Annotated in this window: 28 protein-coding genes and 1 rRNA gene; 10 read left to right on the forward strand and 19 right to left on the reverse strand. The window is 61.9% G+C overall.

Annotated features, from left to right (window positions below; translation table 11 throughout):
* Positions 1 to 286 precede the first annotated feature (286 nt).
* The 3 genes from ACQ4WS_RS24410 (at position 287) to ACQ4WS_RS24420 (ending at position 3,049) form a co-directional block, all read left to right on the forward strand.
* Positions 287 to 670 (forward strand): BlaI/MecI/CopY family transcriptional regulator, encoded by a 384-nt coding sequence (locus tag ACQ4WS_RS24410; RefSeq protein WP_436479562.1) that lies wholly within the window; start codon positions 287 to 289, stop codon positions 668 to 670.
* Complete coding sequence (locus tag ACQ4WS_RS24415) at positions 667 to 1,914, forward strand: TonB family protein (RefSeq protein ID WP_436479563.1); 1,248 nt, start codon at positions 667 to 669, stop codon at positions 1,912 to 1,914. The genes ACQ4WS_RS24410 and ACQ4WS_RS24415 overlap by 4 nt, the downstream gene beginning before the upstream one ends.
* Before the next feature lie 97 nt (positions 1,915 to 2,011).
* Complete coding sequence (locus ACQ4WS_RS24420) at positions 2,012 to 3,049, forward strand: oxidoreductase (RefSeq protein ID WP_436479564.1); 1,038 nt, start codon at positions 2,012 to 2,014, stop codon at positions 3,047 to 3,049.
* Positions 3,050 to 3,070: 21 nt separating this feature from the next.
* Here the strand turns inward: ACQ4WS_RS24420 and ACQ4WS_RS24425 are convergent, their stop codons facing one another.
* The 4 genes from ACQ4WS_RS24425 to ACQ4WS_RS24440 form a co-directional block, all read right to left on the reverse strand.
* Positions 3,071 to 3,535 (reverse strand): carboxypeptidase regulatory-like domain-containing protein, encoded by a 465-nt coding sequence (locus ACQ4WS_RS24425; protein WP_436479565.1) that lies wholly within the window; start codon positions 3,533 to 3,535, stop codon positions 3,071 to 3,073.
* Positions 3,536 to 3,597: 62 nt separating this feature from the next.
* A complete protein-coding gene (locus ACQ4WS_RS24430) occupies positions 3,598 to 3,789 on the reverse strand; it encodes a YqaE/Pmp3 family membrane protein (RefSeq protein WP_034749384.1) in 192 nt (63 codons plus the stop codon).
* A 95-nt stretch (positions 3,790 to 3,884) separates the two neighbouring features.
* On the reverse strand, positions 3,885 to 4,760 hold the full coding sequence (locus ACQ4WS_RS24435) for an alpha/beta fold hydrolase (RefSeq protein ID WP_436479566.1): 876 nt from the start codon (positions 4,758 to 4,760) through the stop codon (positions 3,885 to 3,887).
* A gap of 21 nt (positions 4,761 to 4,781) precedes the next feature.
* Positions 4,782 to 5,675 carry a LysR family transcriptional regulator gene (locus ACQ4WS_RS24440; protein WP_034749390.1) on the reverse strand — a complete coding sequence of 298 codons (894 nt, stop codon included), beginning with the start codon at positions 5,673 to 5,675 and terminating at the stop codon, positions 4,782 to 4,784.
* A 125-nt stretch (positions 5,676 to 5,800) separates the two neighbouring features.
* Between ACQ4WS_RS24440 and ACQ4WS_RS24445 the strand changes: the two genes are divergently transcribed.
* Complete coding sequence (locus ACQ4WS_RS24445; protein ID WP_436479567.1) at positions 5,801 to 6,544, forward strand: sulfite exporter TauE/SafE family protein; 744 nt, start codon at positions 5,801 to 5,803, stop codon at positions 6,542 to 6,544.
* Positions 6,544 to 6,786 carry a GNAT family N-acetyltransferase gene (locus tag ACQ4WS_RS24450; protein ID WP_436479568.1) on the forward strand — a complete coding sequence of 81 codons (243 nt, stop codon included), beginning with the start codon at positions 6,544 to 6,546 and terminating at the stop codon, positions 6,784 to 6,786. Before ACQ4WS_RS24445 ends, ACQ4WS_RS24450 begins: the two co-directional genes overlap by 1 nt.
* Here ACQ4WS_RS24450 and pyrE read toward each other — a convergent pair.
* Positions 6,783 to 7,445 (reverse strand): orotate phosphoribosyltransferase, encoded by a 663-nt coding sequence (gene pyrE, locus ACQ4WS_RS24455; RefSeq protein WP_010393161.1) that lies wholly within the window; start codon positions 7,443 to 7,445, stop codon positions 6,783 to 6,785. The two genes, ACQ4WS_RS24450 and pyrE, sit on opposite strands and share 4 nt — an antisense overlap.
* Positions 7,446 to 7,553: 108 nt before the next feature.
* Between pyrE and ACQ4WS_RS24460 the strand changes: the two genes are divergently transcribed.
* Positions 7,554 to 8,330, forward strand: a complete 777-nt coding sequence (locus tag ACQ4WS_RS24460; protein ID WP_436479569.1) for an exodeoxyribonuclease III — start codon at positions 7,554 to 7,556, stop codon at positions 8,328 to 8,330.
* 136 nt (positions 8,331 to 8,466) lie between these two features.
* Here the strand turns inward: ACQ4WS_RS24460 and ACQ4WS_RS24465 are convergent, their stop codons facing one another.
* The 13 genes from ACQ4WS_RS24465 to ACQ4WS_RS24525 form a co-directional block, all read right to left on the reverse strand.
* Complete coding sequence (locus ACQ4WS_RS24465) at positions 8,467 to 9,369, reverse strand: pseudouridine synthase (RefSeq protein ID WP_436479570.1); 903 nt, start codon at positions 9,367 to 9,369, stop codon at positions 8,467 to 8,469.
* 1 nt (position 9,370) lies between these two features.
* Complete coding sequence (locus ACQ4WS_RS24470) at positions 9,371 to 10,273, reverse strand: M48 family metallopeptidase (protein ID WP_436479571.1); 903 nt, start codon at positions 10,271 to 10,273, stop codon at positions 9,371 to 9,373.
* Complete coding sequence (locus ACQ4WS_RS24475; protein ID WP_436479572.1) at positions 10,254 to 11,513, reverse strand: AmpG family muropeptide MFS transporter; 1,260 nt, start codon at positions 11,511 to 11,513, stop codon at positions 10,254 to 10,256. Before ACQ4WS_RS24475 ends, ACQ4WS_RS24470 begins: the two co-directional genes overlap by 20 nt.
* The gene (gene metW, locus ACQ4WS_RS24480) at positions 11,513 to 12,124 is read right to left on the reverse strand and encodes a methionine biosynthesis protein MetW (RefSeq protein ID WP_070222822.1); all 612 of its coding nucleotides are present in this window, start codon (positions 12,122 to 12,124) and stop codon (positions 11,513 to 11,515) included. Before metW ends, ACQ4WS_RS24475 begins: the two co-directional genes overlap by 1 nt.
* The gene (gene metX, locus ACQ4WS_RS24485; RefSeq protein WP_436479573.1) at positions 12,121 to 13,320 is read right to left on the reverse strand and encodes a homoserine O-succinyltransferase MetX; all 1,200 of its coding nucleotides are present in this window, start codon (positions 13,318 to 13,320) and stop codon (positions 12,121 to 12,123) included. Before metX ends, metW begins: the two co-directional genes overlap by 4 nt.
* Positions 13,321 to 13,454: 134 nt before the next feature.
* Positions 13,455 to 15,197 carry a phosphoenolpyruvate--protein phosphotransferase gene (gene ptsP / locus ACQ4WS_RS24490; RefSeq protein ID WP_436479574.1) on the reverse strand — a complete coding sequence of 581 codons (1,743 nt, stop codon included), beginning with the start codon at positions 15,195 to 15,197 and terminating at the stop codon, positions 13,455 to 13,457.
* Between the two features lie 44 nt (positions 15,198 to 15,241).
* The gene (locus tag ACQ4WS_RS24495) at positions 15,242 to 15,511 is read right to left on the reverse strand and encodes an HPr family phosphocarrier protein (protein WP_099380004.1); all 270 of its coding nucleotides are present in this window, start codon (positions 15,509 to 15,511) and stop codon (positions 15,242 to 15,244) included.
* A 92-nt stretch (positions 15,512 to 15,603) separates the two neighbouring features.
* On the reverse strand, positions 15,604 to 16,008 hold the full coding sequence (locus ACQ4WS_RS24500) for a PTS sugar transporter subunit IIA (RefSeq protein ID WP_436479575.1): 405 nt from the start codon (positions 16,006 to 16,008) through the stop codon (positions 15,604 to 15,606).
* A gap of 14 nt (positions 16,009 to 16,022) precedes the next feature.
* Entirely contained in the window at positions 16,023 to 16,979 is a 957-nt protein-coding gene (gene gshB, locus ACQ4WS_RS24505) for a glutathione synthase (protein WP_436479576.1), read from the reverse strand.
* A gap of 97 nt (positions 16,980 to 17,076) precedes the next feature.
* Positions 17,077 to 18,375 carry a glutamate--cysteine ligase gene (gene gshA / locus ACQ4WS_RS24510; RefSeq protein WP_101483765.1) on the reverse strand — a complete coding sequence of 433 codons (1,299 nt, stop codon included), beginning with the start codon at positions 18,373 to 18,375 and terminating at the stop codon, positions 17,077 to 17,079.
* Positions 18,376 to 18,579: 204 nt separating this feature from the next.
* The gene (locus ACQ4WS_RS24515; RefSeq protein WP_436479577.1) at positions 18,580 to 20,118 is read right to left on the reverse strand and encodes an ammonium transporter; all 1,539 of its coding nucleotides are present in this window, start codon (positions 20,116 to 20,118) and stop codon (positions 18,580 to 18,582) included.
* An 11-nt stretch (positions 20,119 to 20,129) separates the two neighbouring features.
* The gene (locus tag ACQ4WS_RS24520) at positions 20,130 to 20,468 is read right to left on the reverse strand and encodes a P-II family nitrogen regulator (protein WP_010393464.1); all 339 of its coding nucleotides are present in this window, start codon (positions 20,466 to 20,468) and stop codon (positions 20,130 to 20,132) included.
* An 11-nt stretch (positions 20,469 to 20,479) separates the two neighbouring features.
* Positions 20,480 to 21,247, reverse strand: coding sequence for a TorF family putative porin (locus ACQ4WS_RS24525; protein ID WP_436479578.1), 768 nt, complete (start codon positions 21,245 to 21,247; stop codon positions 20,480 to 20,482).
* Between the two features lie 269 nt (positions 21,248 to 21,516).
* On the opposite strand from ACQ4WS_RS24525, the gene ACQ4WS_RS24530 reads away from it, so the two are divergent.
* The 4 genes from ACQ4WS_RS24530 (at position 21,517) to ACQ4WS_RS24545 (ending at position 24,538) form a co-directional block, all read left to right on the forward strand.
* Positions 21,517 to 21,771, forward strand: coding sequence for an accessory factor UbiK family protein (locus ACQ4WS_RS24530; RefSeq protein ID WP_436479579.1), 255 nt, complete (start codon positions 21,517 to 21,519; stop codon positions 21,769 to 21,771).
* 111 nt (positions 21,772 to 21,882) lie between these two features.
* Positions 21,883 to 23,403: a YifB family Mg chelatase-like AAA ATPase gene (locus ACQ4WS_RS24535; protein WP_436479580.1), complete on the forward strand. Its 1,521-nt coding sequence runs from the start codon at positions 21,883 to 21,885 to the stop codon at positions 23,401 to 23,403.
* A gap of 64 nt (positions 23,404 to 23,467) precedes the next feature.
* Positions 23,468 to 24,013, forward strand: a complete 546-nt coding sequence (locus tag ACQ4WS_RS24540) for a hypothetical protein (protein ID WP_436479581.1) — start codon at positions 23,468 to 23,470, stop codon at positions 24,011 to 24,013.
* A 180-nt stretch (positions 24,014 to 24,193) separates the two neighbouring features.
* A complete protein-coding gene (locus ACQ4WS_RS24545; protein WP_436479582.1) occupies positions 24,194 to 24,538 on the forward strand; it encodes a DUF1840 domain-containing protein in 345 nt (114 codons plus the stop codon).
* Between the two features lie 61 nt (positions 24,539 to 24,599).
* Here the strand turns inward: ACQ4WS_RS24545 and rrf are convergent.
* Positions 24,600 to 24,709, reverse strand: a 5S ribosomal RNA gene (gene rrf / locus ACQ4WS_RS24550); the annotation flags it as partial.

Genomic DNA, 24,709 nt, shown 5'->3' on the forward strand with positions numbered 1-24,709 from the left:
GTGGTTGGCAAGAAAGTGGAGAGTATCGTCGAGCATAGCCAGGCAGGTTAACAGCAGACACTGACGTTTACAAGCCCCAAATAAAAATGCCGTTCAGTCTTAACTGAACGGCATTAGACGCTACGGCGTCTTTTTTTTTCGCCTGGCCACTCCACTCATAAACAAGCTTGTCTACATTTTTCACCATGCTGGACAGGCGTTTATACGGCATTGAAAATTAAAGTATACATTTTTGTCTATAACGTCTAATCTAACCTTATTGAATTTCAGGCAAAAGGAAAACAGCATGGCCAAGACGCACGACATCCCGAAACCGACGGCGGCCGAACTCGATCTGCTGCAAGCACTGTGGCCACTGGGCGCCGCTACGGCCAAGCAGGTGCACGAGGCGATGGCGCTGGCCAAGCCGGCCATCACCTACGGCACCGTGCTGCGCCTGATGCAGATCATGCACGGCAAGGGTTTGCTGATCCGCGACGCAAGCCAGCGCTCGCACGTGTACGCGCCGGCCCAGGCGCAGGACAGCCTGCAGACGAACCTGCTCAAGGAATTGATGCAGAAAGCCTTTGCCGGTTCGGCCAAGGCGCTGGTGCTGGCGGCCCTGCGCACGGGCGTGTCGCGCACCGAACGCGAAGAGATAGAAAAAATGCTCAAGGATGATCAAGCATGAACGGCTTCGTGCCAGCGCTGGGCTGGACCCTGCTGCACTTCCTGTGGCAAGGTTTGCTGATCGGCTGCGCCACGGCGCTGGCGTGGGCGGCCCTGCGTAATGCGCGTCCCGAGGCGCGCTACGCCGTCGGTTGCGGCGCCCTGCTGGCCTGTCTGGCATGGCCGGCGGCGGGCTTGTATCTGCGCCTGGCCGGTGGCGATGCCACGGGCGCCCTGTTCACCAGTCCCTTGCTGCCCACAGCCCTGCTGGCGCCAGACAGCCTGCCCGACCTGGACCTGTTGCTGCGCGCCATCGTCGGCGTATGGGCGCTGTGCGCCGCCATGCTGGCCGTGCGCATGGCGCTGGGCATGCTGTGGATAGCACGCAGCGCCAGCCAGACCGGCAGCCTCCATGGACATTGGCAGGCGCGCTTGTCGGGCATGGCGCAAGACGCCGGCGTGACCCGGCCCGTGCGCCTGCGCGTGCTCGACGGGATTGCCAGCCCGCTGACGGCGGGCATCTGGCGCCCCATGGTGCTGGTGCCTGCAGCGCTGATTACCGGCATGCCGCCACACCTGCTCGATGCGCTGCTGGTGCACGAACTGGCGCACATCCGGCGCCACGATTATCTGGTCAACCTGCTGCAAAACGCCATCGAAGCGCTGCTGTTCTTCCACCCTGCCGTCTGGTGGATTTCACGCGGCGTGCGCCTCGAACGCGAACATATTGCAGATGATTTCGCAGCAAGACAACTGGGCGAACCGCGGCGTCTGGCTCTTGCACTCTCGGAACTGGAACGTCTCCAGTTCTCAACCCACCACCTGGCCCAGGCGGCCAACGGAGGAGATCTTATGTCACGTATCAAACGATTGCTGCGCCCTGCACCACAAACCCTGAACTGGAAAGCGGCCGTGCCGCTGCTGGCACTGGCCGGCGCCTGCCTCGGCATCTACGGCCAGGCCGTCGCCGCCGACAGTGCGCCGGTACTGGAGCGCCGTCCCATCATCGACTTTGGCGTCTGCGGCAAACCGGTCTATCCAGCCGCATCGCTACAGGCGAAGGAAGAGGGCACGGTCAACATGTCCTTCGACATCGATGCCGCCGGCAAGGTCTTGGGCTCGAGCGTGGTCAAAAGCAGCGGCCATCCGGCCCTCGACGAGGCAGCACGCAGCGGGATCGCCAAGTGCACGTTCAAGCCGGCCTTGGCTGACGGCAAGCCTGTCAGCGCCAGCGTCAAGGTGCAATACGTCTGGAGCCTGAACTAATGCGGGGGCGGCGGCAGCGCAGCAGCAGTGCAACAGCGCTGCCGCCGCCCGCTTGCGGGTATGATCATGGATTCTTCCACGCACCTGTGTACACGCCATGAACAAGATCAAAACCGGCCTGGTCGGCTACGGCTTTGCCGGCTCCACCTTCCACGCTCCCGTGCTGTCTACCATCGATGCCCTGGAACTGGCGGCCGTCGCCTCCAGCAAACCTGAACTCGTGCACAAGGACTGGCCGAACGCCACCGTGTATGCGGAAGCGGCGCAACTGTTTGCCGATCCCTCCATCGAGCTGGTCGTCATCGCCGCGCCCAACGAAGCGCATTTCAGCCTGGCGCAAGCGGCCCTGCAAGCGGGCAAGCACGTGGTGGTCGACAAGCCCTTCACCATTTCCAGCGTTGAATCGCAGAGCCTGATCGCGCTGGCGCAAGAACGCAAGCTGGTGCTCAGCGTGTATCACAACCGGCGCTGGGATGGCGACTTCCTGACCCTGAAAGCGCTGCTGGCGCAGGGTACGCTGGGGCGCATCGCCAGCGTCGAATCGCATTTCGACCGTTTCCGCCCCGAGATCCGCCAGCGCTGGCGCGAGTCCGGCGCACCGGGCGGCGGTTTGCTGTACGACTTGGGCCCGCACATGCTGGACCAGGCCATGCAGCTGTTCGGCCAGCCTGAAAAGCTGTACGCCGATATCGCCCTGCAGCGCGATGGCGCGCAAGCAGTCGACTATATGCACATCGTTTTGTACTACGACCGGCTGCGCGTGGTGCTGCAAGCGGGCTGCCTGGTGAAGGCGCCGACGGCGCGCTTCGCCGTGCATGGCGACAAGGGCAGTTTCGTGAAGTTTGGCCTCGACCCGCAGGAAGACGCCTTGAAGGCGGGCGGCAGGCCGGGACAGTCCGGCTGGGGCGTGGATCCCGTGCGCGGCGCGCTGCACCTGGGTACCCAGGCGGACGGCCATTGTGAACACCTCGATATGCAGGCGGGCCGCTACCAGGACTTTTACCAGGGCATGGCCGACGCCATCCGCCACGGAGCACCGGCGCCCGTGGCGGCGGAAGATGCTGCGGCGACGATACGCCTGATCGAACTGGCACTGCAAAGCGCCGCCGAAGGGCGCGTACTCGCGGTCAGTTGATCGGGCTGCAGTCGCCCGGCATCAAGGCCGGCCCTGGTTCGTTCCCGGCGGCCAGACCAGCTCCACCCGCGCAGAGCTGCCCGCCTTGACCTGCACCTTGCGTTCCAGGGCCTTGCCGGCCAGGGTAGCGCGCAGGCTGTAGCTGCCCGGCGGCAGTTTCGCCAGCAGGAACGGTCCGCTGGCCGTCGTTTCCAGCGCTACGGCGCCCTTGGCGTCGCGTATTTCCAGCTTCACGTCGGAGGCAAATTCCGCCTTGCCCGCCGCCTGCACGGAAAACACGAGACTCAAGGGCCATTGCCGGCTGGCGCTCTGGATGGCCGTCGATTCGTCGAGGCCGATGCCGCCGCTCAGGTATTCCACCGCCCCGCTTTTCTGCACGGGCGGCAGTGCGCTGTCAGTCTGCGCCTGCGCCGCACTTCCCAGCAACAGCCCGGCGGCCAGCATTGCCGCCGCCAGGTTCAAGGTACCGCGTCTGTCTGATGCCATATCAATCTCCTCATGTCGCTTGAATCAAGATAGGAAGCGCAGCTTAGGCCTGTCTTAGAAGATTAGCGCCGGCGCATGGCCTCGGCGATCTTCTGGTCCGTCTTGTACTGGCTCAGCGCATACACGGCCCAGATCGTCGCTGGCAGCCAGCCGATCAAGGTGATTTGCAGGATCAGGCAAATGATGCCGGCAATGGGGCGGCCAATGGTGAAAAAGGTCAGCCACGGGAGTAACAGGGCAATCAGCAAGCGCATCGTTCGTTCCTTGAGTATTCCCCTGTGCCGCGGGGACCGGGCCGGCAGGTGCCGGCGGTAAAATCCATTTATCCGATTATATCGATACCTGGCCCTCAAGCCGGCACGGGTGCCAGCAGTTTTTCCATCCAGGCCAGGATGGCGGCAAAAATCACCTCGCGGTTCACTTCATTGAAATTCTCATGATAATTGGCCGGATAAAAATGATAATCGAGCAGGCCATCGGGCACGCTGCGCAGCATGCTTTGCGTGGCGCCGCTGTCGGCCAGCTTGTCGTCGCCGGCCACCACGGCGAACAGGGGGAAGCGCCAATCCGACAAGCCGCCCGCCAGTTCCTTTTGCGCCGACGTCAATGCATGGGCGAAGCGTACCGACGCCGCACTGGCGCGTATGCCATCGCGCTCGTCCTGGAAATGGCGCGCAGTGATGCTTTGATCGTGCGTCAGCAACATGGTCAAGTTTCCCAGCGGCACCTTCATCGTGGGGTAACGCCGCGCCAGCCAGCCCGACAGCATCTGCAGCACCTTCGGCACTGGAATCGCATTCACGTAATACGGCGATGAGATGATGAAGCCTTTGATAGCCGGGTCGCCCGCAAAGCGCCGCAGCCCCAGGTGCGTGGCGATCAGGCCGCCCATGGAATGGCCCATGATGAAAATCGGCACGCCGGGATATGCCTGCTTGACCCAGGCGAGGAACAGTTCCGCGTCGTCGAGGAAGGCATCGAACGAAGGGATATCGACCTTGCGTTTGCCATCGTGACCCACCATGTCGAAGCTGACGGTGGCGAAGCCATGCTGACGGAAGGTCAGCGCCGGCGTGACGTAATCGCCCGCATGCGCCATGCCGCCGTGGATCGCCAGGATCACGGCGCGGGGACGTTGTGGCTGTGGTGGCTGCCAGATGTGGATGGGCCGCTCGACCTGGTCGCTGCACAGCAAACTGGCCATCTTGTCTTCTGAAAAACGCATCGCTGCTCCTGTCATGCCCTGTCACGCCTTCAGATGATCGATCAACTGGCGCGCATACAGGGGTAATTCACTGAACTGGCGCACGCAAATGGTGAGATTGCGTACCGACCAGGGATCGGATAACTCCAGGCAGCGCAGCGCCATCGTCTGCTGGCAGCGGCTGGCCGCCGCCAGCGGCACCACGCTGATGCCCACGCCGCTGGCCACCATGCGGCACACGGCATCGAAACTGCGCAGGCGCACGCGCACCTTCAATGGGCGACCCAGGCGCGCCGCATGCATGCCCAGGTACTGCTGCATCGCGCTGTCGTCGGCCAGGCCGATGAAATCGTGATCCAGCACGCTGGCAAAGTCGACGACGCCATCCTGGCCGAGCGCGCGGTGATGCACACCGTCGGCCGCCGCGATCACCACCAGCCGGTCGGGGCGGAACAAAAACGTCTGCAAGCCGCGCATGTCGACCGAATCGGAGACGATGCCCATGTCGGCCAGCCCTTCCGAGACGGCCTTGACGATATCGTAACTGAGGCGCTCTTCCAGGTCGATGGTCAGGTTCGGATGGCGGTCGAGAAAAGCGCCCAGCGCCTCGGGCAAAAATTCGCTGAGCGCGGCCGTATTGCACAGCAGCCGCAACTGCCCTTTCAAGCCGCGCGCAAATTCGCCGAGTTCGCCGCGCATTTTCTCCATTTGCAACAATACGAGGCGCGCGTGATGCAGCAAGGTCTGGCCCACGGGCGTCGGCTCCACGCCGCGCCGCCCGCGCAGCAGCAGGGGCATGCCCAGCATTTCTTCCATGCCGCGCACGCGCGCACTGCTTGAAGCCAGAGCCAGGTGGCTGCGCGCGGCGCCCGCCGTCAGGCTGCCCGCCTCCACCACGTTGACAAACAGCTGCAAATCGACCAGATCAAAGCGCATGGCGGCTCTCCTTTTCGCCATCTTATCAGCCTTCGTATTTTACTAAGGCTGACTCAATATAATCCACCTTGGCGAAATCCCCGGGCAAGCGCAGAATCCACGCAAAATCACTCTGGACAAAAAAGATGGAGACATCATTCCTGCTGGCCGTCGGCGCCAGCTTCCTCGTCGCTGGCTTCGTCAAGGGCGTAGTCGGATTGGGCTTGCCGACAGTAGCCATGGGCACGCTCAGCCTCGTCATGCAGCCCGTGCAGGCGGCCGCCCTGCTGATCGTGCCATCGATGGTGACGAATGTCTGGCAACTGGCGGCCGGCCCCGGCCTGCGCGCCCTGCTGCGCCGTTTGTGGCCCATGCTGGCAGCCGTCATGGCCGGCACCCTGGCGGGCGGCGCCCTGCTGCCGAACGACAGCGGCGCCTGGGCCGCCGCCGCGCTGGGCGTGGCGCTGATGCTGTATGCACTGGCGGGATTGTTCTCGCTGCAGTTGCGCGTGCCGGTGCGGCACGAAGCCTGGCTGGGGCCCGTGGCAGGTGCCTTGACAGGGCTGGTGACGGCCGCCACGGGCGTCTTCGTCATCCCCGCCGTGCCATATCTGCAAGGGCTGGGACTGGCGCGCGATGCGCTGGTGCAGGCGCTGGGCCTGGCGTTTACCGTATCGACCGTGGCGCTGGGGGCCAGTCTGACCCTGCACGGCGACTTCAGCCTGGGCGCGGCGGGTGCTTCCGCGTATGCGCTGCTGCCGGCGCTGGCCGGCATGCTGGCCGGTCAATGGCTGCGCGGGCGCATCGCGCAGCCAGTATTCAAGCGATGCTTTTTTGTCGGGCTGTTCGCCCTGGGCCTGCATGCGGCGCTCAAACCGTGGCTGGTGTGATGCAGATCGACTGGCAAGGGGACAGCGCGCTGTGCGCGTGGATCGATGGCCAGCAGGTGGCCATGCTAGACATCAGCAAGTGCGCGAACGGGGTGACGGTGAACATGCTGTTCGTGAAACCGCCGTTCCGCCGGCGCGGCATCGGTAGCGCGCTGTTGCGGCGGCTGTTGCAATGCCACCCGCAAGCTGCCATCGCCTGCAGCGACCCGCGGCTGCGGGCGCTGCTGGAGAGGACTACTTAAATGCCATACCGATTGCGGTAGGCGGAAACAGCCTCTTTATATTTCAGCAGTTCCGGATCGGCGCCCGCGCCATTCAGGTAGCCGAACAAGTCATCCAGGTTGCCGATCGAGATGACGGGGATGCCGTACTGTTTCGACACTTCCTGCACCGCCGAACTTGGCGACAACTGGCCGTCCGGGCCCGAACGCTCCATGCGGTCCAGGGCGATCAGCACGGCGCATGGCTCGGCGCCAGCGGCGCGGATCATGTCCACCGATTCGCGCACCGAGGTGCCGGCCGAGATCACATCGTCAATGATGACAACCTTGCCATGCAGCTTGGCGCCGACGATGGTACCGCCTTCGCCATGGTCCTTGGCTTCCTTGCGGTTGAAGGCGAACGAGGTGTTGCGACCCTTGCCGGCCAACGCCACGGCGGTAGCCGACGCCAGGGTGATGCCCTTGTAGGCGGGGCCGAACAGCATGTCGAATTCCACGCCCGAGTCGAGCAGGGTCTGCGCGTAGAACTGCGCCAGTTCGGCCAGGGTGGCGCCATCATGGAACAGGCCCGCATTGAAGAAGTACGGCGACTGGCGTCCGGCCTTGGTGGTGAACTCGCCAAACCGCAAGACTCCCTTGGATACTGAAAACGCGATAAACTGCTGGCGTAAATTATTCACATTAGCCTCATTTTTTAAAAGTGCCTGTATTTTAATCCGCGCGCACCGGCGAGACAATCGCCATGCCGCGCCCGCCGGCCCCGTCCAGCGCTCTTTCACTCTCAACCTATGCCAAAAATTATCTCCGCCAACCTGAACGGCATCCGTTCCGCCGCTAAAAAAGGCTTTTTCAACTGGATGGGCACGCAGACGGCCGATTTCATCTGCGTGCAGGAATTGAAGGCGCAGCTGCCCGACATGACGCCGGAATTCCTCAATCCGCACGGCTACCATGGCCATTTCCACTACGCCGAGAAAAAAGGCTATTCCGGCACGGGCGTGTACAGCAAGGTCGAACCGGACGCCGTGCATATCGGCTTCGGCAACCCTGAATTCGACGCCGAAGGCCGCTACGTGCGCTGTGATTTTGGCCTGCTGTCCGTCATTTCCGTGTACTGCCCATCCGGCTCGTCCGGCCCGGAGCGCCAGGAAGCCAAATTCCGCTTCATGGAACTGTTCCTGCCGCATCTGCTGGCATTGAAGGCGCTGGGTCGTGAAGTGGTCATCTGTGGCGACTGGAATATCGCCCACCACGAAATCGACCTGAAGAACTGGAAGGGCAACAAGAAAAATTCCGGCTTCCTGCCGGAAGAGCGCGCGTGGCTGACGCGCGTCTTCGACGAAGTGGGCTTTGTCGACGTGCACCGCGGCCTGGACAAGCGCGAAGACCAGTACACCTGGTGGAGCAACCGGGGGCAAGCCTACGCGAAAAACGTCGGCTGGCGCATCGACTACCACGTCGCCACGCCCGGCATCGCGGCCCAGGCGCACACGGTCAGCGTCTACAAGGACGAGCGCTTTTCCGACCACGCGCCCTTGATTATCGATTACACGGTCAAGGGCTGATCTTTGACACGTCGCGGGTGTTGTCGGCTTACGCGCTTCGCGCTAAGCCGATCTACGCCTGATCTATCGTAGGTCGGATTAGGACCGCAGGGCCGTAATCCGACAACATGGTTGACACGCCAATGGGGGTGTCGGGTTACGCCAGCATGCGCCGGCTCTCAAAATGGCGCGGCTCGCCGCTCAAAGGGTCAGTGAAATCGATCGCGCGCGCCAGCAGTTGCAAGGGCTGTGACATGTCGTCTTCCTTGCATGGCAAGGCCACCGGGTAAAACGCATCGTTGACGATGGGGATGCCCAGCGCGGCCAGGTGCACGCGCAGCTGGTGCTTGCGGCCCGTGTGCGGCTGCAGCCGGTACAGGTTCACCGCGCCGCGCCGCTCGATCACATCGATGATGGTTTCCGAATTCGGCTCGCCCGCCTCCTCGCGCATGAGGAAAAACTGCGCGCCCTCGACCATGCGGCTGCGGTAGGTGAATGGAAAATCACGGCCAGCCAGGCGCGGCGCCAGCGCCTCGTACGTCTTGCACACTTCGCGGCGCTGGAACAGGGACTGATAGGCGCCACGGCTGGCCACCTGGCGCGAAAAAATCACCACGCCAGCCGTCTCGCGGTCGAGGCGGTGAATCGGCGTCAGCTCGCTGCAACCCAGGTTTTTCTTCAGGCGCGTCAGCAAGGTCTCCTGCACGAAGCGCCCGCCCGGCGTCATGGGCAAGAAGTGTGGCTTGTCGACCACCACCAGGTGCTCGTCCTGGAACAGGATCTCTTCCTGGAAAGGGATCGGCGTTTCGCGTTCCAGCTCGCGGTAGTAAAAAATGCGCATGCCGCGCCGGTATGCGCTGTCGGGCGCCAGCACGCCCCCCTCGCCATTGACCACGTCACCGCGCGCCATGCGATCCTGCCATTGCGCGGCGCTGATCTGCGGATAGCGATCGAGCAGAAACGACAGCATGTCGGGCCACTGCCCTTCCGGCAGCCACAGATAGCTGGGCGCCACGCCGTCGCGCATGGGCAAGGGTGCGGCGGTGTGGCGGTTCGACATCCTAGCGCTGCGCGATGGCGTTGCTGCGGTATGGCGGCAAGGCGTCCACGCTGACGCCCTTGCTGCGCGCGTACAGGGGCAGCACTTGCGCCATGTGGCTGTTCATCTGCGAGATGCGGTCCTTGCCCGACGGGTGGGTCGAGAGGAATTCCGGCGGCGCGCCCGCGCTCACGGCCGCCATCTTCTGCCACAGCACCACGCCGGCGCGCGGATCGAAACCGGCGCGCGCGGCCAGGTCCATGCCGATCAGGTCCGCTTCGCGCTCATCGTCGCGCGAGAACTTCAGCATCACGCCCTTGGCCGCCATGTTCGTGGCGGTGCTGGTCAGATTCGGGTCGACGCCGAGCCAGGCCGACAGGCCGGCGCCGGCCAGCTTGGCACCAACGGCGGCCAGGTTGCCCTTGCCTGCCTGCGCCTGCGAGTGTTCGCGCAAGGCGTGCGAAATTTCATGCCCCATGACGACGGCCACTTCATCGTCGGTCAGGTTCAGCTTGGTGATGATGCCGCTGTAAAAAGCGATCTGCCCGCCCGGCATGCAAAAGGCGTTGACCTCGTCCGAATTGAGCAGGTTGATCTGCCAGTTCCAGCTGGCCGCCGCCTCGTTCCAGCGCGTGGCGAACGGGATGATGCGCTGGGCGATGGCGCGCAGGCGCTTGACCTGCGGATCGCTGTCCGGCACCAGCGCATTTTTTTCCTTCGCTTCGTTGACCAGCTGCGTATATTGCTGCTTCGATTCTGCATTGAAATCGGCGCCGCCGGCAAAGATGCGCGAAGTCGACAAAGGACGCACCTTGATGCCATCCTGTACCGTCGCCTGCTGGGCGAAGACGGACAGCGGCGCCAGCGCGGTGGCCGCGCACAGGCTGGCCAGGATGGTGTAACGTTTAAGGGATATTGGTGCCATTGGCAGACCTCCATGGAGCGATTTTAGGCAGCATCATCATGGCCGGGAAGGCCAGGAAGAAGCAAACGATGAAAAACGAGAACCAGCCCAGCTCGGCGACCAGAAAGCCCACCGAGGCATTGATCAAGGTGCGCGGCACGGCGCTCAGGCTGGAAAACAGTGCATATTGCGTGGCCGTGTAGCGCGGGTCCGTGGTGCGCGACAGGAACGCGACAAAGGCGGCGGCACCCAGGCCCAAGCTGGCGAAAGCTTCAAAACCGATCACGGCGCTCAAGAGCATGGTGTTCGGCCCCACCTGCGCCAGCCAGGCGAATCCCAAAATCGCGATCGCCTGCAGCGCGCCAAACACCCACAGGCCACGGTTGATGCCCAGCTTGAGCATCCATATGCCGCCCACCACGCCGCCGGCCAGGCTGGCCCAGAAACCCGTGGTGTTGGCGGCCAGGCCGATCTGCGTCATGGAAAAACCCAGATCCAGATAAAACTTCGTCGCCAGCGCCGTGGCCATGCTGTCGCCGATTTTGTAGAGTAATACGAAAGCAAGGATCCACATTGCGTTACGCCAACCATCGCGCGCAATGAACTCCTGGAACGGCAAGATGATCGCTTCGCGCATGGTCTTCGGCGGCGAGCCATAGACGGTCGGCTCCCTGATCAGCAAGGTGCAGACAAACCCCGGCAACATGAAGGCGGCCGTGATCCAGAAGACGGGCTGCCACGGCATGCGGTCGGCCAGGATCAGCGACAGCGCGCCCGGCACCATGCCCGCCACTTTATACGCGTTGACGATGACGGCGGCGCCCAGGCCCTGCTCGTTATCGCTGAGGATTTCGCGCCGGTAGGCGTCGATGACGATATCCTGGCTGGCCGACAGAAAGGCCACGCCACCGGCAGCCGCCGCGATCAGGCCGATCTGCGTGAGCGGATCCAGCATGCCCATGCCGCCGATGGCAAAGAATAGCGCCACTTGCGTGGCGGCCATCCAGCCGCGCCGGCGTCCCAGTCCCAGGATGCGGTAGCGGTCCATCAGGGGCGCCCACAGGAATTTCCAGATATACGGAAACTGCACCAGGGCGAACAGCCCCAGCGCCTTGACGTTCAAGCCCGACTTGGCCAGCCATGCCTGCAGCAGATACAGCAGGATGAACAGGGGCAGACCGGAACTGAAGCCCAGCACCAGCACGGCCAGCATGCGGCCATTGGCATAGGAACGCCAGCCAGGCGCCGGGCTTTTGGTCATCAGTGCACCGCTTTTTTACGCAGGCGGAAGACGGCCAGGTCGCCGCGCAGGTTCGGCAGCACGGAGACCATCTTGCCTTCGGCCAGGGCCACGCATTCGATCACTTCCAGGCCGCATTCCTCGGCCAGTTCGCGGAAGTCATTGATGGTTGCGCAGCGCACGTTGGGCGTGTCGTACCACTGATACGGCAGCGATTTCGACACGGGCATGCGCCCTTTCAGCAATGCCACGCGGTGCGGCCAATAGGCGAAGTTGGGAAACGAGACGATGGCCTCGGCGCCCACGCGCACGATGTCGCGCAGCAGCGGCTCGACCTGCTTCATCATCTGCAGCGACGACAGGCACAGCACCGTATCGAAGCTGTTGTCGCCAAAGATGGCCAGGCCCTTTTCCATGTCTTGCTGAATCACGTTCACGCCGCGCAGGGTGCTGGCCAGCACCTTGTCGTCGGCGATCTCGATGCCATAGCCGCTGCACTCCTTGTCGCTTTGCAGGTACTGCAGCATCACGCCTTCGCCGCAGCCCACGTCCAGTACGTGCGCGTTGTTCGGCACCCAGTGGGCGATGAAGGCCAGGTCGGGGCGCAGCGCGCTCAATTCGTCAAAAGTCATGCGGTCTCCTTCGCGCCCTGGCGGACGGCGGTGTGCTGTGCAGGAGCGGGCAAGCCCGCCCCTATGTCGTTCCATACCTGGCCATAATAGGCGCGCACCATATTCATGTAGCGCGCATCTTCCAGCAGGAAGGCGTCGTGGCCGTGCGGCGCGTCGATTTCCGCATAGGTCACCTGGCGGCGGTTGCACACCAGCGCCTCGACGATTTCGCGGCTGCGCTCGGGCGAGAAGCGCCAGTCGGTTGAGAACGAGGCGAGGAAGAACTTGGCCTTCGTGCCCGACAGGGCCTTGGCCAGGTCGCCGCCATGCGCGCGCGCCGGGTCGAAGTAGTCGAGCGCCTTGGTGATCAGTAAATACGTGTTGGCGTCGAAGTACTCGGAGAACTTGTCGCCCTGGTAGCGCAAGTACGATTCGATCTCGAAATCGATGCCGAAGCCGAATTTGTAGTCGCCCGTCTGCGCCGCATCGCGCAGCTTGCGGCCGAATTTTTCGGCCATGTCGTCGTTCGACAGATACGTGATGTGGCCCACCATGCGCGCCACGCGCAAGCCGTTCTTCGGCACCACGCCGTGCGCATAGAAGTCGCCGCCATGGTAATCGGGGTCGGACAGGATGGCCTGGCGCGCCACGTCATTGAAGGCGATGTTCTGTGCCGAGAGCTTGGCCGTCGAGGCGATCACCACACAGTGGCGCAGCCGCTCGGGGAACATGATGCTCCACGCCAGCGCCTGCATGCCGCCCAGCGAGCCGCCCATCACGGCGGCGAACTGCTTGACGCCCAGTTCATCGGCCAGGCGCGCCTGCGCGCTGACCCAGTCTTCCACCGTCACGACGGGAAAAGAGGCGCCATATGGCTTGCCGGTGGCGGGATTGGTGTGCATGGGGCCCGTCGAACCGAAGCAGGAACCCAGGTTGTTGACGCCGATGACGAAGAACTTGTTGGTGTCGAGCGGCTTGCCGGGACCGACCATATTGTCCCACCAGCCCGTGCTCTTCGGCTCGTCCGCGTAGACGCCAGCCACGTGGTGCGAGGCATTCAGGGCGTGGCAAACCAGCACCGCGTTCGATTTGTCGGCGTTCAGGCTGCCGTAGGTTTCATACATCAACATATAGTCCCGCAGCGATGCTCCGCTTTGCAGCTGCAGGGGTTGCGCAAAATACATGGTTTGCGGCGAAACGATTCCAATGGATGACATGTGTGTCGGTTTATAAAAGGGGGTGGCCCCACGGGCCATGGTCGATGCAGCACCGCGATGATAGGTGCTGCAACTTTAGCATCAGGACACCTCTTGCCGCGCGCGATGTGTCCTGATGCTGAGAAGATGACAGTTTACATGAGCTGCAGTTGCTGGACAGCTTCCGCGATCACATTTGGCTCCATGGAACGCATAATTTTGCGCATTTGTGGTGCAATCTGGCCCAGATCGCTGTTGAGGATCTCTTGCTTGACCGCCAACAGTTGTGCCGGGTGCATGGAAAACTCGCGCAGTCCCATGCCCAGCAGCAAGCGCGTGAGCTTCACGTCGCCCGCCATTTCGCCGCACACGGCCACGTCGATGCCCGCCTTGTGGCCGGCGGCGATCGTCATGGAGATCAGTTGCAGCACGGCCGGGTGCAGCGGATTGTACAAATGCGCCACTTCGTAGTCGACCCGGTCGATGGCCAAGGTGTACTGGATCAGATCATTCGTGCCGATCGAGAGGAAATCCATGCGCTTGACGAACATGGGCAGCGCCAGCGCGGCGGCCGGTATCTCGATCATGGCGCCCACTTCGACTTCATCGTCGAACTTGACGCCCTCCTCGCGCAGGCTGGCCTTCGCCTGGGCGATCATGGCCAGCGACTGATCGATCTCGAAGGCATGCGCCAGCATGGGAATCAGGATGCGCACCTTGCCAAAAGCCGAAGCGCGCAGAATCGCCCGCAGCTGCGTCAGGAACAATTGCGGTTCGGCCAGGCAGTAGCGGATGGCGCGCAAGCCCAGGGCCGGGTTCAAGGCCGTATGGTCGGCTTGGTCGAGCGGCTTGTCGGCACCGATGTCGAGCGTGCGGATGGTCACCACACGGCCCTTCATCGATTGCACCGTGTTGCGGTACGCCTCGAACTGCTCGTCCTCGGTGGGAATCTTGTGGGCGCGGCCCATGAACAGGAATTCGGAGCGGAACAGACCCACACCGCTGGCGCCCGATTCCAGCGCAAACGCGCAATCCTCGGGCAATTCGATATTCGCCAGCAGGGTGATGGGCGTGCCGCATTTGGTCACGGCCGGCGTCTTTTTCAGCTTGCCCAGCTTCTTGCGCGCGCGCTGCATGGCCACCTGGCGCTCACGGTACTGCTCCAGCACCAGCGTGCTGGGGTTGGCGATGACCACGCCGGCGTCGCCATCGATGATCAGCCAGTCGTCCTGTTCGATCAGCATCGACGCCTGCGACATGCCGACGGCAGCCGGGATATCCAGGCTGCGCGCGACGATGGCGGTGTGCGAGTTCTGCCCGCCCACGTCGGTAATGAAACCGATGAAGGAGCGGTCGCGGAACTGCAGCATGTCGGCCGGCGAGATATCGTGGGCGACGACGATCATCTGCGCCATCAATTCATCTTCGGCGGTCGCCTTGGGCAACAGCTGCTCGGTGCCCAGCAAGACTTTCAAGACGCGTTCGGCAACCTGCTGGATGTCGGCTTTGCGTTCGCGCAAATACGGGTCTTCGATTTCGTCGAACTGGGCCGACAATTCATCGATCTGCGTCAGCAGCGCCCATTCGGCGTTGTAGTGGCGCTTGCGGATGATGTCGAGCGGCGCTTCGGAAATCATCGGATCGGACAGGATCAGCGCGTGCACATCGATGAAGGCGCCCAGTTCCGTGGGCGCATCCTTGGGCAACTCGTTCCACAGGGTTTGCAGTTCCTTGTGGACGGTGGCGATGGCGCTTTGCAGGCGCTGGACTTCGGCTTCGATCTGTTCCTGGGCGACCAGGTAATGTTTGACGTCAAGGGCGGCCGGCGCCAGCAGGTGCGCGCGGCCAATGGCGATGCCGCGGGAGACCGGGATGCCGTGGAGCGTGAAAGATGCCATGGGGTGACCTGTCGGAATGCGGCTGCGGCTGCGTTCGGCGGGCATTACTCGCCTTCGCCAAACCTGTCATTAATCAGGGCGGTGAGCGCATCGACACATGCCAGCTCATCATCACCCTCGGCTTCCAGGGTCACTTTCGCGCCCTTGCCGGCAGCCAGCATCATCACGCCCATGATGGACTTGGCGTTGATGCGGCGCGCGTTGCGTGTCAGCCAGACGTCGCTCTTGAACTTGGCGGCGAGCTGGGTAAATTTGGCGGAGGCGCGTGCGTGCAGTCCCAGCTTGTTGATGATTTCGAGTTCTCTTTGAATCATTTTTGTATGGTCTCTATCCCTGAATGCACTGCATTATTGCCAGCCCTTGCCTATAAAACCCGCCGCCTTCAGGGCGGCGGCCATGTCACTCTTTACTCGCCCACGCGAATGCGGTTATCGACGCGCACGGCGCCGCTTTGCGCACCGGCCAGCGCCATCTCCACCACCACGTCAAGCGTGTCGCGGCGATACGTGATGGCGCGCAGCAGCATCGGCAAGCTGATGCCGGCGATGACTTCCACCCTGCCCGCATCGGCCAGCTTGTTGCAGCAGTTCGACGGCGTGCCGCCCTTTACGTCAGTAATCACCAGCACGCCAGAGCCGTCATCGAGGCGGCAGATGGCGTCCGACGCCATCTTTTGCACTTCCCCCAGATCCTGGTCGGCGACGACGTCGATGGCTTCAAAACGTTCCGTTGGCCCCCGAAACACATGCGCGCAAGCGGCGATGAATGCCTGTCCCAGCGGTGCATGTGTCATGAGCAAAATCCCTACCATAGTCATTTCACCTTTTAGCGCTGCTGCGTTTGCGCAACGCCATGCTCGACGGCGTCGACAAACATGGCCGCCACGTCAAAACCCGTCTGCTGCATGATTTCCTGGAAGCAGGTCGGGCTGGTGACATTGACTTCCGTCAGATAGTCGCCGATCACGTCCAATCCTACCAGCATCAGGCCGCGCGCGGCCAGGATCGGGCCCAGTTTTTCAGCGATTTCCAGGTCGCGCGCCGTCAATGGCTGCGCCACGCCCTTGCCGCCGGCGGCCAGGTTGCCCCGTACTTCGCCCGCCTGCGGGATGCGCGCCAGCGAAAACGGCACCGGCTTGCCACCGATGACGAGGATGCGCTTGTCGCCCTTGTCGATGTCGGCGATAAAACGCTGCGCCATGATGGTTTGCGCGCCGTTCTCGCTCAAGGTCTCGATGATGGCGCCCAGGTTCAGGCCATCGGCCTTGACGCGGAAGATGCCCGTGCCGCCCATGCCGTCGAGCGGCTTGAAGATGACGTCCTGGTGCTTGGCGTGGAAGGCGCGCAGGCGCGCTTCGTTCGACGTCACCAGGGTCGGCGAGGTGAATTCGGAAAACTGGGCGATAGCCAGCTTTTCATTGTTGTCGCGGATGGCGGACGGCTTGTTGAAGACGTGCGCGCCCTGCTTTTCCGCCAGTTCCAGCAAATACGTACCGTACACGTATTCCATGTCGAACGGCGGGTCCTTGCGCTCGATGATGGCGTCCAGGGTCGACAGGCGCACTTCTTCGGTGGAGACCACCTTGTACCAGTCGTGTTCGTCGCCTGTCAGCTCGATGTGTTTGACCAATGCCGTGACGATGCCCTCTTCCAGCGCCATGTCCTTCTGCTCGAAGGCGTAGACGGCGTGGCCGCGTTTGGCCGCCTCGCGCATCATGGCGAAAGTGGAATCTTTGTAAGTCTTGAAGCCTGCCAGCGGGTCGGCAAGGAATGCAATTTTCATGGTGCGTCCAATCGGGGAACCTGGATAAGGAATGCTTGATTCTAGCCGAGATCGCCAGGCGCGGTAGTCACCGCGCCCGGCAAGCGGCAGGGATGGATCAATACACCTCGGGATTCGGGTCCGTGCGCTCCATTTCCAGCGACGCGGCCAGCAAGGCCAGGCGCGCCACCACGCCATACACATAGAAGCGGTTCGGCGCGGCCGTGCCCGGCTTGGCCTTCAAATCCGGCACGGCATGCTGCTGGGCAAACGCCAGCGGCACGTACTGCGAGCCAGGCGCGTTCAGGTTCTGGTCCACCCCCCGTTCCGCATGCACGCGGTAAAAGCCACCCACCACGTAGCGGTCGATCATGTAGACGACGGGCTCAGCCACGGCATCCTTGATGCTTTCAAAGGTCGGCACGCCTTCCTGGATGATGACGTCGGTGACGACCTTGCCGTCCTTGACGATGGACATCTTGTCGCGCTGCTTGCGCGACAAGTCGCGCACTTCGCTGGCGTCGCGCACCGTCATGATGCCCGTGCCATACGTGCCCGCATCGGGCTTGACGATGACGAAAGGCTTTTCCTTGATGCCGTATTCCTTGTATTTCTTGCGGATCTTGGCCAGCAGCACGTCGACGCTGGCGGCCAGCGCGTCTTCGCCCTCGCCTTCCTGGAAGTTCACGTCGCTGCACTTGGCGTGGAAAGGATTGAGCATCCACGGGTCGACATCGATCATCTTGCCGAATTTTTTCACCACTTCATCATAGGCCGTGTAGTGGTTGCTCTTGCGGCGCAAGGCCCAGCCCGCATGCAAGGGCGGCAGCAGGCTTTGCTCATGAATATTTTGCAAGATATCGGGGATGCCGTCCGACAAGTCGTTATTCAGCAGAATCGTGCACGGGTCGAAATCCTTCAAGCCCAGGCGGCGGCCGTTATTCAGGCGCACGAGCGGCTCGATGACGAGCATGTTGCCATCTGGCAACGCCAGCGGTGTCGGCTGGGTGATCTCGGGCGACCATGAGCCGAGGCGCACATGCAGCCCCGTCTGGCGGAAGATCTGCATCAATCGCGCCACGTTTTGCAAGTATTGCGGCGTGGTGTTGTGCAATTCCGGCACCATCAGCAGGTTGCGGGCGTCCGGGCAATACTTGTCGATGGCAGCCATGGCAGCCTGCACGGACAAGGGCAGCATTTCCGTGGCCAGGTTATGAAAACCGCCAGGGAACAAATTGGTATCGACGGGCGCCAGCTTGTAGCCGGCATTGCGCAAGTCTACCGAGCAATAGAAGGGCGGCGTGTGCTCTTGCCACTCCATGCGAAACCAGCGCTCAATGGCCGGCGTCGCGGCCAGAATCTTTTTTTCGAGGTCGAGCAGGGGTCCGGTCAGGGCCGTGACGAGATGGGGAACCATAGTTACATCCTTAAATTATGTGCAGTATTCAAAAAAGCACACAGAACTGCCGACTATATTACCGTGTAAGTACCCCAAATCGGGGCAAAAGCCTTGTTTTAAAGACCTTTTACATTCCCACAACGAAAAAAAGGCACCTCGATGAGGCGCCTTTTCCAGCCGGACATACCGCGCCGGGGCGCTGGCATGCCAGACAATTATCATTTAACCATGATATGCCTGCTCTCCATGGCTGGTGATATCGAGGCCTTCACGCTCTTCTTCTTCCGGCACGCGCAGGCCGATGACGATGTCGACCAGTTTATAGGCGATGACGGAGACGATGGCAGACCAGAGAATGGTGGTGCCGACGGCTTGCGCCTGCACCCACACCTGGTGGCCAATCGAATACGGATCCGCCGACATCTTGTTGGTGACATAGTCGAAAACGCCCTGGCCGCCCAGCTGTGGCGCAGCAAACACACCCGTCAGCAAGGCACCCAGGATACCGCCCACGCCATGCACGCCGAACACGTCGAGCGAATCGTCGGCGCCGATCAGGCGCTTCAAGCCATTCACGCCCCACAGGCAGACCACACCGGCCAGCAAGCCGATGACCAGGCCGCCCATCGGGCCGACAAAGCCGGCCGCCGGGGTAATCGCCACCAGGCCGGCCACCGCGCCGGACGCGCCGCCCAGCATGGAAGGCTTGCCTTTGCTGATCCACTCGCCAAACACCCACGATAGGGTGGCGGCGGCCGTGGCCAGCAGCGTGTTGACGAAGGCCAGGGCAGCCACGTCGCCCGCTTCCAGGGAGGAGCCCGCATTGAAACCGAACCAGCCCACCCACAGCAAGGATGCGCCTATCATGGTCATCGTCAGCGAGTGCGGCGCCATCGATTCGCGGCCGTAGCCGACGCGCTTGCCGATCATGATGGCGCCCACCAGGCCGGCGACGGCGGCATTGATGTGCACCACGGTGCCACCGGCGAAGTCCAGCGCGCCTTTTTGCCAGATCCAGCCTGCCTTCAGGGCTTCGCTGGCCGAGGTGGCGGCGCTGGTGATCAGGTCAGGACCCGTCCAGAACCAGACCATGTGGGCCGCTGGCAGGTAGGCGAACGTGAACCACAGCACGACAAAGGCCAGCACGGCGGAAAACTTGGCGCGCTCGGCAAAGGCGCCGACGATCAGTGCGCAGGTGATGGCGGCAAACGTGCCCTGGAAAGCGACGAAGACGAACTCGGGAATGACGACGCCCTTGCTGAAGGTGGCGGCGGCGGCAAACGTACCCTTGGCCGGATCCCAGATGCCGTTCAGGAACAGACGGTCGAAGCCACCGAAGAAGGCCGTTTTTTCCGTGAAGGCGATCGAGTAGCCATAAATACACCACAACACGATGACCAGCGCGAACACCATGAACACTTGCATCAGCACCGACAGCATGTTTTTCGAGCGCACCAGGCCGCCGTAAAACAGGGCCAGGCCGGGGATTGTCATCAAGATCACCAGCAAAGTGCTGATCATCATGAAACTGATGTCGCCCTTGTTGGCGACAGGGGCAGCAGCTGGCGCGGCAGCAGCCGGGGCTGGAGCTGCGGCCGCCGGTACTGCTGCGTCAGGAACCGGCGTGACGGCGGGGGCGGCGACGGCCGTGGTCGTGGCCGCCTCCGTCTTGGCGGGCGCATCGGCAAAGCTCGGCGTGGCGACGCCAAACGCACACAGGCAGGCTATCCCGGCGAGCAATTTTGTTATATTTTTATGCATCAATATTCCCCTTAGAGCGCTTCGTTGCCGGTTTCACCGGTACGGATGCGGATGACCTGTTCCAGGTTGTAGACGAAAATCTTGCCATCACCGATTTTACCTGTACGCGCGGCACCTTCGATCGCTTCGATGGCCTGGTCGACAATGGCGTCATCGACGGCCGCTTCAATCTTGGTTTTTGGCAAGAAATCAACAACATACTCGGCGCCACGGTAGAGTTCCGTGTGACCTTTCTGGCGGCCGAAACCCTTCACTTCGGTCACGGTAATGCCTTGCACATTGATAGCCGACAAGGCTTCGCGTACTTCGTCCAGTTTGAACGGTTTAATGATTGCAGTAATCATTTTCATGGCAGTCTCGCTTAAAAGGTTTTGGACACGGTCAGCACGAGCCCGGATTTCGCCAGATTCTTGCCGTTCGGTGCCAGCGACGTGATATTGGCCTTCACGGCAGCCAGGGAAACGGTCGCCATGCCGAAGTCCTTGGTCACGCCGATCTTGACATCGTTGTAGCTGAGGGCATCGTTGTGCTCGACTTTCTGGCGGCCCACATGCACGTTCATGATGTAGCCGTCGATCAGGTCGAAGTTGCCGCCCACGTCGAGGTAGCCACTGTTCTTGCTGTCGGCGACGCCGAACAGATTGGTGGTCGAGTGCGAGTACTTGATGTACAGCGGACCATAACCGAGCTGGCCGTACAGCTCGAAGGTGTTCGCATTGGTGCTCAGCCCATTCGACGGATAGAAGTAGTACAAGCCGCCCACGTCATAGGTAAAATCCTTGCTGATCTCGCCTCGCTTGCCGCCGTAGATATCCCATTCCAGGTTGGTATCGCCGCCGCCATCCTTGATCCATTTGATGCTCGACAACCAGGTGCCCACATACAGGCCCGTCGGATTGTGGGTATAGTCGGCACCACCGCTGATGGCCGGTTTCAAACGGCTTTGCGAGATGCCGCGGTAACGGTAGTCGCTGGTCAGCGCCACGTTGTAGCTCACCACGTTATCGGCTACGGCTTCGGCTGCAGCAGGCGCCGCCACTGCATCCTGGGCCAGGGCGCTACCGCACACGGCGGTCATGGCCAGCGTCAACGCTGCTACTAAAGTCATGTTCTTGGACAGATTCTTCATGGCGATTCCCTTTTATTGAACTTTTAAAGCGGTTGAGGTTTAAAATCTTGGCTGGAGATCACAAAGCGTTCATCACTTCTTTAGCAGAATACGTGCCAGCTCTCTTGCTACCTTGACAGGTGCATTTCCGTCCACACATACCCTGCACACCAGCAGGAATGCGAATACGGACTGCTGAAGCACGATGAAGCGCCCAGTTACGCACCAGATTAACGCCGCTGTGCACCGCAATGGTGCGATGCACAGGCCGCACCATAAAAGGACTGACCATGGACATGAATACCTTCTTTAACGACTTGCAAGGCAAGATCCACCAAGCCATCGAAAATTCGCCGGCCAAGGATATCGAGAAAAATGTGAAATCGATGATGACCCAGGGCTTCGCCCGCCTCGATCTCGTCACGCGCGAAGAATTCGATATCCAGGCGCAAGTGCTGGCCAAGACCCGCGCCAAGCTGGACGCGCTGGAATTGCGACTGATCGAACTGGAAACGCGCCTGAACGAGTCCAAGGCCAAGGTGTAACATGCCGGCAGCAAGGCCCCGTTATCGGCGGCCCTGCTGGCATACCTCAAGCCGCTTTCCTTTTCAAGCGCTAGACTGACCCTGCGCGCGCCCGCGCCACAGGGGAGTCTGATGAGTCTGGCCGTCCTGAAAAGCCGCGCCCTGGCCGGCATGGAGGCACCCGAGGTAAGTGTCGAAGTCCACCTTGCCAACGGCTTGCCCTCGTTTACGATTGTTGGCCTGCCGGATACGGAAGTGAAGGAATCGCGCGACCGCGTTCGTGCCGCGCTGCAAAACTGCGGCTTTGACATGCCGGCGCGACGCATTACGGCCAATCTGGCGCCCGCAGACTTGCCCAAGGAATCGGGCCGCTTCGACTTGCCCATTGCGCTGGGCATCCTGGCCGCCTCCGGCCAGTTGCCGGGCGACCAACTGCACCGCTATGAATTCGCGGGCGAACTGTCGCTATCGGGCCAGCTGCGCCCCATCCGCGGCGCCCTGGCCATGACCTTTGCCATGCAGCGCAGCCAGTCGGGTGCGCCACGCGCCTTCATCCTGCCGCAGGCGAACGCGGACGAGGCAGCACTGGTCAGCGATGCCTGCATCTATCCCGCCCATAGCCTGCTCGAAGTCTGCGCGCATTTTGCTGCGCCCGCCAGCCAGACAGCCCTGCAGCGCCACCAGCCCGTGCTGGCAGTGCACGCTTTTCCCTATCCCGACTTTGCCGACGTGCAAGGGCAGCAACAGGCGCGGCGCGCACTGGAAGTGGCGGCAGCGGGCGGTCACAACGTCCTGATGGTGGGACCGCCAGGTGCAGGCAAGACCATGCTGGCCAGCCGCTTCCCCGGCGTACTGCCGCCCATGAGCGATGAGGAGGCGCTGGAATCGGCTGCCGTGCATTCGCTGGGCGGCCACTTCAAAGTTGAACATTGGAAACGCCGCCCCTATCGGGCACCGCACCAGACGGCGTCCGGCGTGGCCCTGGTGGGCGGCGGCAATGTGCCACGTCCGGGAGAAATCTCGCTGGCACACTGCGGCGTGCTGTTTCTCGATGAAATCGCCGAATTCCAGCGCCGGGTGCTCGATGTGCTGCGCCAACCCATGGAATCGGGCGTGATCAGCATTTCACGCGCGGCCCGCCAGGCCGAGTTTCCAGCCCGCTTTCAGTTGATCGCCGCCATGAATCCCTGCCCGTGCGGCTATCTAGGTCACGCTTCCGGCCGTTGCCGCTGTACGCCAGACGCCGTGCTGCGCTATCACAATCGCCTGTCCGGCCCGTTGCTCGACCGTATCGACCTACAGATTGAAGTGGCCGCCCTGCCGCCGGCGGCGCTGGGGCGGCAGGCCGGCGCCGGCGAAAGCACGCAACGCATCGCCACGCGGGTGGCGGCAGCCTATGCCTTGCAACTGGCACGCCAGGGAAAATCCAACCAGCGCCTGAGCAACACGGAAATCGAACAGCATTGCCGCCTGGAGCCACATGGCGAACAGTTGCTGCATGGCGCCATGACGCGATTGCACTGGTCTGCCCGTACCTACCACCGGGTACTGCGCGTGGCGCGCAGCATCGCGGACCTGGCGGACAGCCCCGCCATCACGCAAGCGCACCTTGCCGAAGCGATCCAGTACCGGCGCGTGCTGCGTGAAATGTAAGGCGGCCAGTGAACGCCACGCGTACGCGATTGCGCGTGATTGACGGTACTGCTACCATCTGCTGATGAAAAAAACATCACTTGCCCTCTTTCTGGCGACGCTCGCGGCTGCCAGCGTCCTGTCAGCCTGCAGTCCGAAATTCGACTGGCGCGACTACCGCAGCCCCGATGCCCAGTTTACGGCCTTGTTTCCAGGCAAGCCGGCCGTACTGACACGCGAGGTCGATCTCGATGGCAAGAAAGTCAGCCTGACCATGACGGCCAGCGAAGTCGATGGCGCTACCTTCGCCATCGGCAGCGCGGTGCTCGACAGCGCGGAACAGGCACAGGCAGCCCTGCCCGCCATGAAGACGGCCCTGTTGAAAAATATCAACGGCACCGTGCGCAGCGAAAAGCTGGCCTCGGCTGCCAGCAGTACGGCGGCCGGCAGCCATCAACGCAGCTCGCTGAGCATCGAAGCGACGGGCACGCAGCAAGGCAAGCCCGTCTTGCTGGTCGGGCGTTTTATGGCGCAGGACAAGCACATCTTCCAGATCATCATTCTCGGTGAAGAAAGCAAGCTGTCGCGTGACACCATCAACACCTTCATGGACTCGGTAAAACTGGATTGAGACTTAATGATCGCTTAAATGGATATTTTCACGCTCAGCCAGCCCTTGTAAATGCGTGCGTTGTCCAACAGATGGCCGTATCCGGCTTGCAAATATGCAATCCGGGCAATTGGACGGCCTGTGCGACATTTCAAGTCGTGATATTGTTTCGACACTAACAACAAGTTTCAGAAAGCGCTTATGTTGATCTCATTCAAATCCAAATCTTCCCCTGAAGTGCTGATGTACCAGGAACATGCCCAGCGTATCCTCGACATCCTGCACAAGAATCCCACGCGCGGCGTCATCACGCCAGCGGAAGCGGGCGATGCCCTGGCCTTGCTGGAAAAAGAAGTCGCGGAAAGCAAACTGCATCCGGAAAATGACATCGAACACGATGCGCATACGCCGGAAACCTTGGAAGATGGCGAAACGGGCACACATGCACGTGCGCAGAAAGTGCATTTTTCACAGCGCGCCTATCCATTGATGGAAATGCTGCGCGCGGCCAAGGCGGAAGGTGAAAGCATTACCTGGGGCATCTAGTGCGATGAATGCTGCAGACGAAAAAAAACCCCGCAGCTAGCGGGGTTTTTTTATATAACAAGCCTGACGATAACCTACTTTCACACTGGTTGCAGCACTATCATCGGCGCAAAGTTGTTTCACGGTCCTGTTCGGGATGGGAAGGGGTGGGACCAACTTGCTATGGTCATC

Source organism: Janthinobacterium leeuwenhoeki, from assembly GCF_051380795.1.
Classification (GTDB): Bacteria; Pseudomonadota; Gammaproteobacteria; order Burkholderiales; family Burkholderiaceae_D; genus Janthinobacterium.

Coding starts and splice junctions, on each gene's coding strand:
- ACQ4WS_RS24545 (WP_436479582.1), top strand. CDS start 24,194: ATGTTGATCTCATTCAAATCCAAATCTTCCCCTGAAGTGCTGATGTAC.
- ACQ4WS_RS24450 (WP_436479568.1), top strand. CDS start 6,544: ATGCAGATCGACTGGCAAGGGGACAGCGCGCTGTGCGCGTGGATCGAT.
- ACQ4WS_RS24430 (WP_034749384.1), bottom strand. CDS start 3,789: ATGCGCTTGCTGATTGCCCTGTTACTCCCGTGGCTGACCTTTTTCACC.
- ACQ4WS_RS24410 (WP_436479562.1), top strand. CDS start 287: ATGGCCAAGACGCACGACATCCCGAAACCGACGGCGGCCGAACTCGAT.
- ACQ4WS_RS24420 (WP_436479564.1), top strand. CDS start 2,012: ATGAACAAGATCAAAACCGGCCTGGTCGGCTACGGCTTTGCCGGCTCC.
- ACQ4WS_RS24470 (WP_436479571.1), bottom strand. CDS start 10,273: ATGGCACCAATATCCCTTAAACGTTACACCATCCTGGCCAGCCTGTGC.
- ACQ4WS_RS24445 (WP_436479567.1), top strand. CDS start 5,801: ATGGAGACATCATTCCTGCTGGCCGTCGGCGCCAGCTTCCTCGTCGCT.
- metW (WP_070222822.1), bottom strand. CDS start 12,124: ATGACTTTTGACGAATTGAGCGCGCTGCGCCCCGACCTGGCCTTCATC.
- ACQ4WS_RS24440 (WP_034749390.1), bottom strand. CDS start 5,675: ATGCGCTTTGATCTGGTCGATTTGCAGCTGTTTGTCAACGTGGTGGAG.
- ACQ4WS_RS24540 (WP_436479581.1), top strand. CDS start 23,468: ATGAAAAAAACATCACTTGCCCTCTTTCTGGCGACGCTCGCGGCTGCC.
- ACQ4WS_RS24460 (WP_436479569.1), top strand. CDS start 7,554: ATGCCAAAAATTATCTCCGCCAACCTGAACGGCATCCGTTCCGCCGCT.
- ACQ4WS_RS24520 (WP_010393464.1), bottom strand. CDS start 20,468: ATGAAAATGATTACTGCAATCATTAAACCGTTCAAACTGGACGAAGTA.
- ACQ4WS_RS24495 (WP_099380004.1), bottom strand. CDS start 15,511: ATGATTCAAAGAGAACTCGAAATCATCAACAAGCTGGGACTGCACGCA.
- ACQ4WS_RS24475 (WP_436479572.1), bottom strand. CDS start 11,513: ATGACCAAAAGCCCGGCGCCTGGCTGGCGTTCCTATGCCAATGGCCGC.
- ACQ4WS_RS24525 (WP_436479578.1), bottom strand. CDS start 21,247: ATGAAGAATCTGTCCAAGAACATGACTTTAGTAGCAGCGTTGACGCTG.
- ACQ4WS_RS24535 (WP_436479580.1), top strand. CDS start 21,883: ATGAGTCTGGCCGTCCTGAAAAGCCGCGCCCTGGCCGGCATGGAGGCA.
- ACQ4WS_RS24500 (WP_436479575.1), bottom strand. CDS start 16,008: ATGGTAGGGATTTTGCTCATGACACATGCACCGCTGGGACAGGCATTC.
- metX (WP_436479573.1), bottom strand. CDS start 13,320: ATGTCATCCATTGGAATCGTTTCGCCGCAAACCATGTATTTTGCGCAA.
- gshB (WP_436479576.1), bottom strand. CDS start 16,979: ATGAAAATTGCATTCCTTGCCGACCCGCTGGCAGGCTTCAAGACTTAC.
- ptsP (WP_436479574.1), bottom strand. CDS start 15,197: ATGGCATCTTTCACGCTCCACGGCATCCCGGTCTCCCGCGGCATCGCC.
- ACQ4WS_RS24515 (WP_436479577.1), bottom strand. CDS start 20,118: ATGCATAAAAATATAACAAAATTGCTCGCCGGGATAGCCTGCCTGTGT.
- gshA (WP_101483765.1), bottom strand. CDS start 18,375: ATGGTTCCCCATCTCGTCACGGCCCTGACCGGACCCCTGCTCGACCTC.
- ACQ4WS_RS24435 (WP_436479566.1), bottom strand. CDS start 4,760: ATGCGTTTTTCAGAAGACAAGATGGCCAGTTTGCTGTGCAGCGACCAG.
- ACQ4WS_RS24415 (WP_436479563.1), top strand. CDS start 667: ATGAACGGCTTCGTGCCAGCGCTGGGCTGGACCCTGCTGCACTTCCTG.
- ACQ4WS_RS24530 (WP_436479579.1), top strand. CDS start 21,517: ATGGACATGAATACCTTCTTTAACGACTTGCAAGGCAAGATCCACCAA.
- ACQ4WS_RS24425 (WP_436479565.1), bottom strand. CDS start 3,535: ATGGCATCAGACAGACGCGGTACCTTGAACCTGGCGGCGGCAATGCTG.
- ACQ4WS_RS24465 (WP_436479570.1), bottom strand. CDS start 9,369: ATGTCGAACCGCCACACCGCCGCACCCTTGCCCATGCGCGACGGCGTG.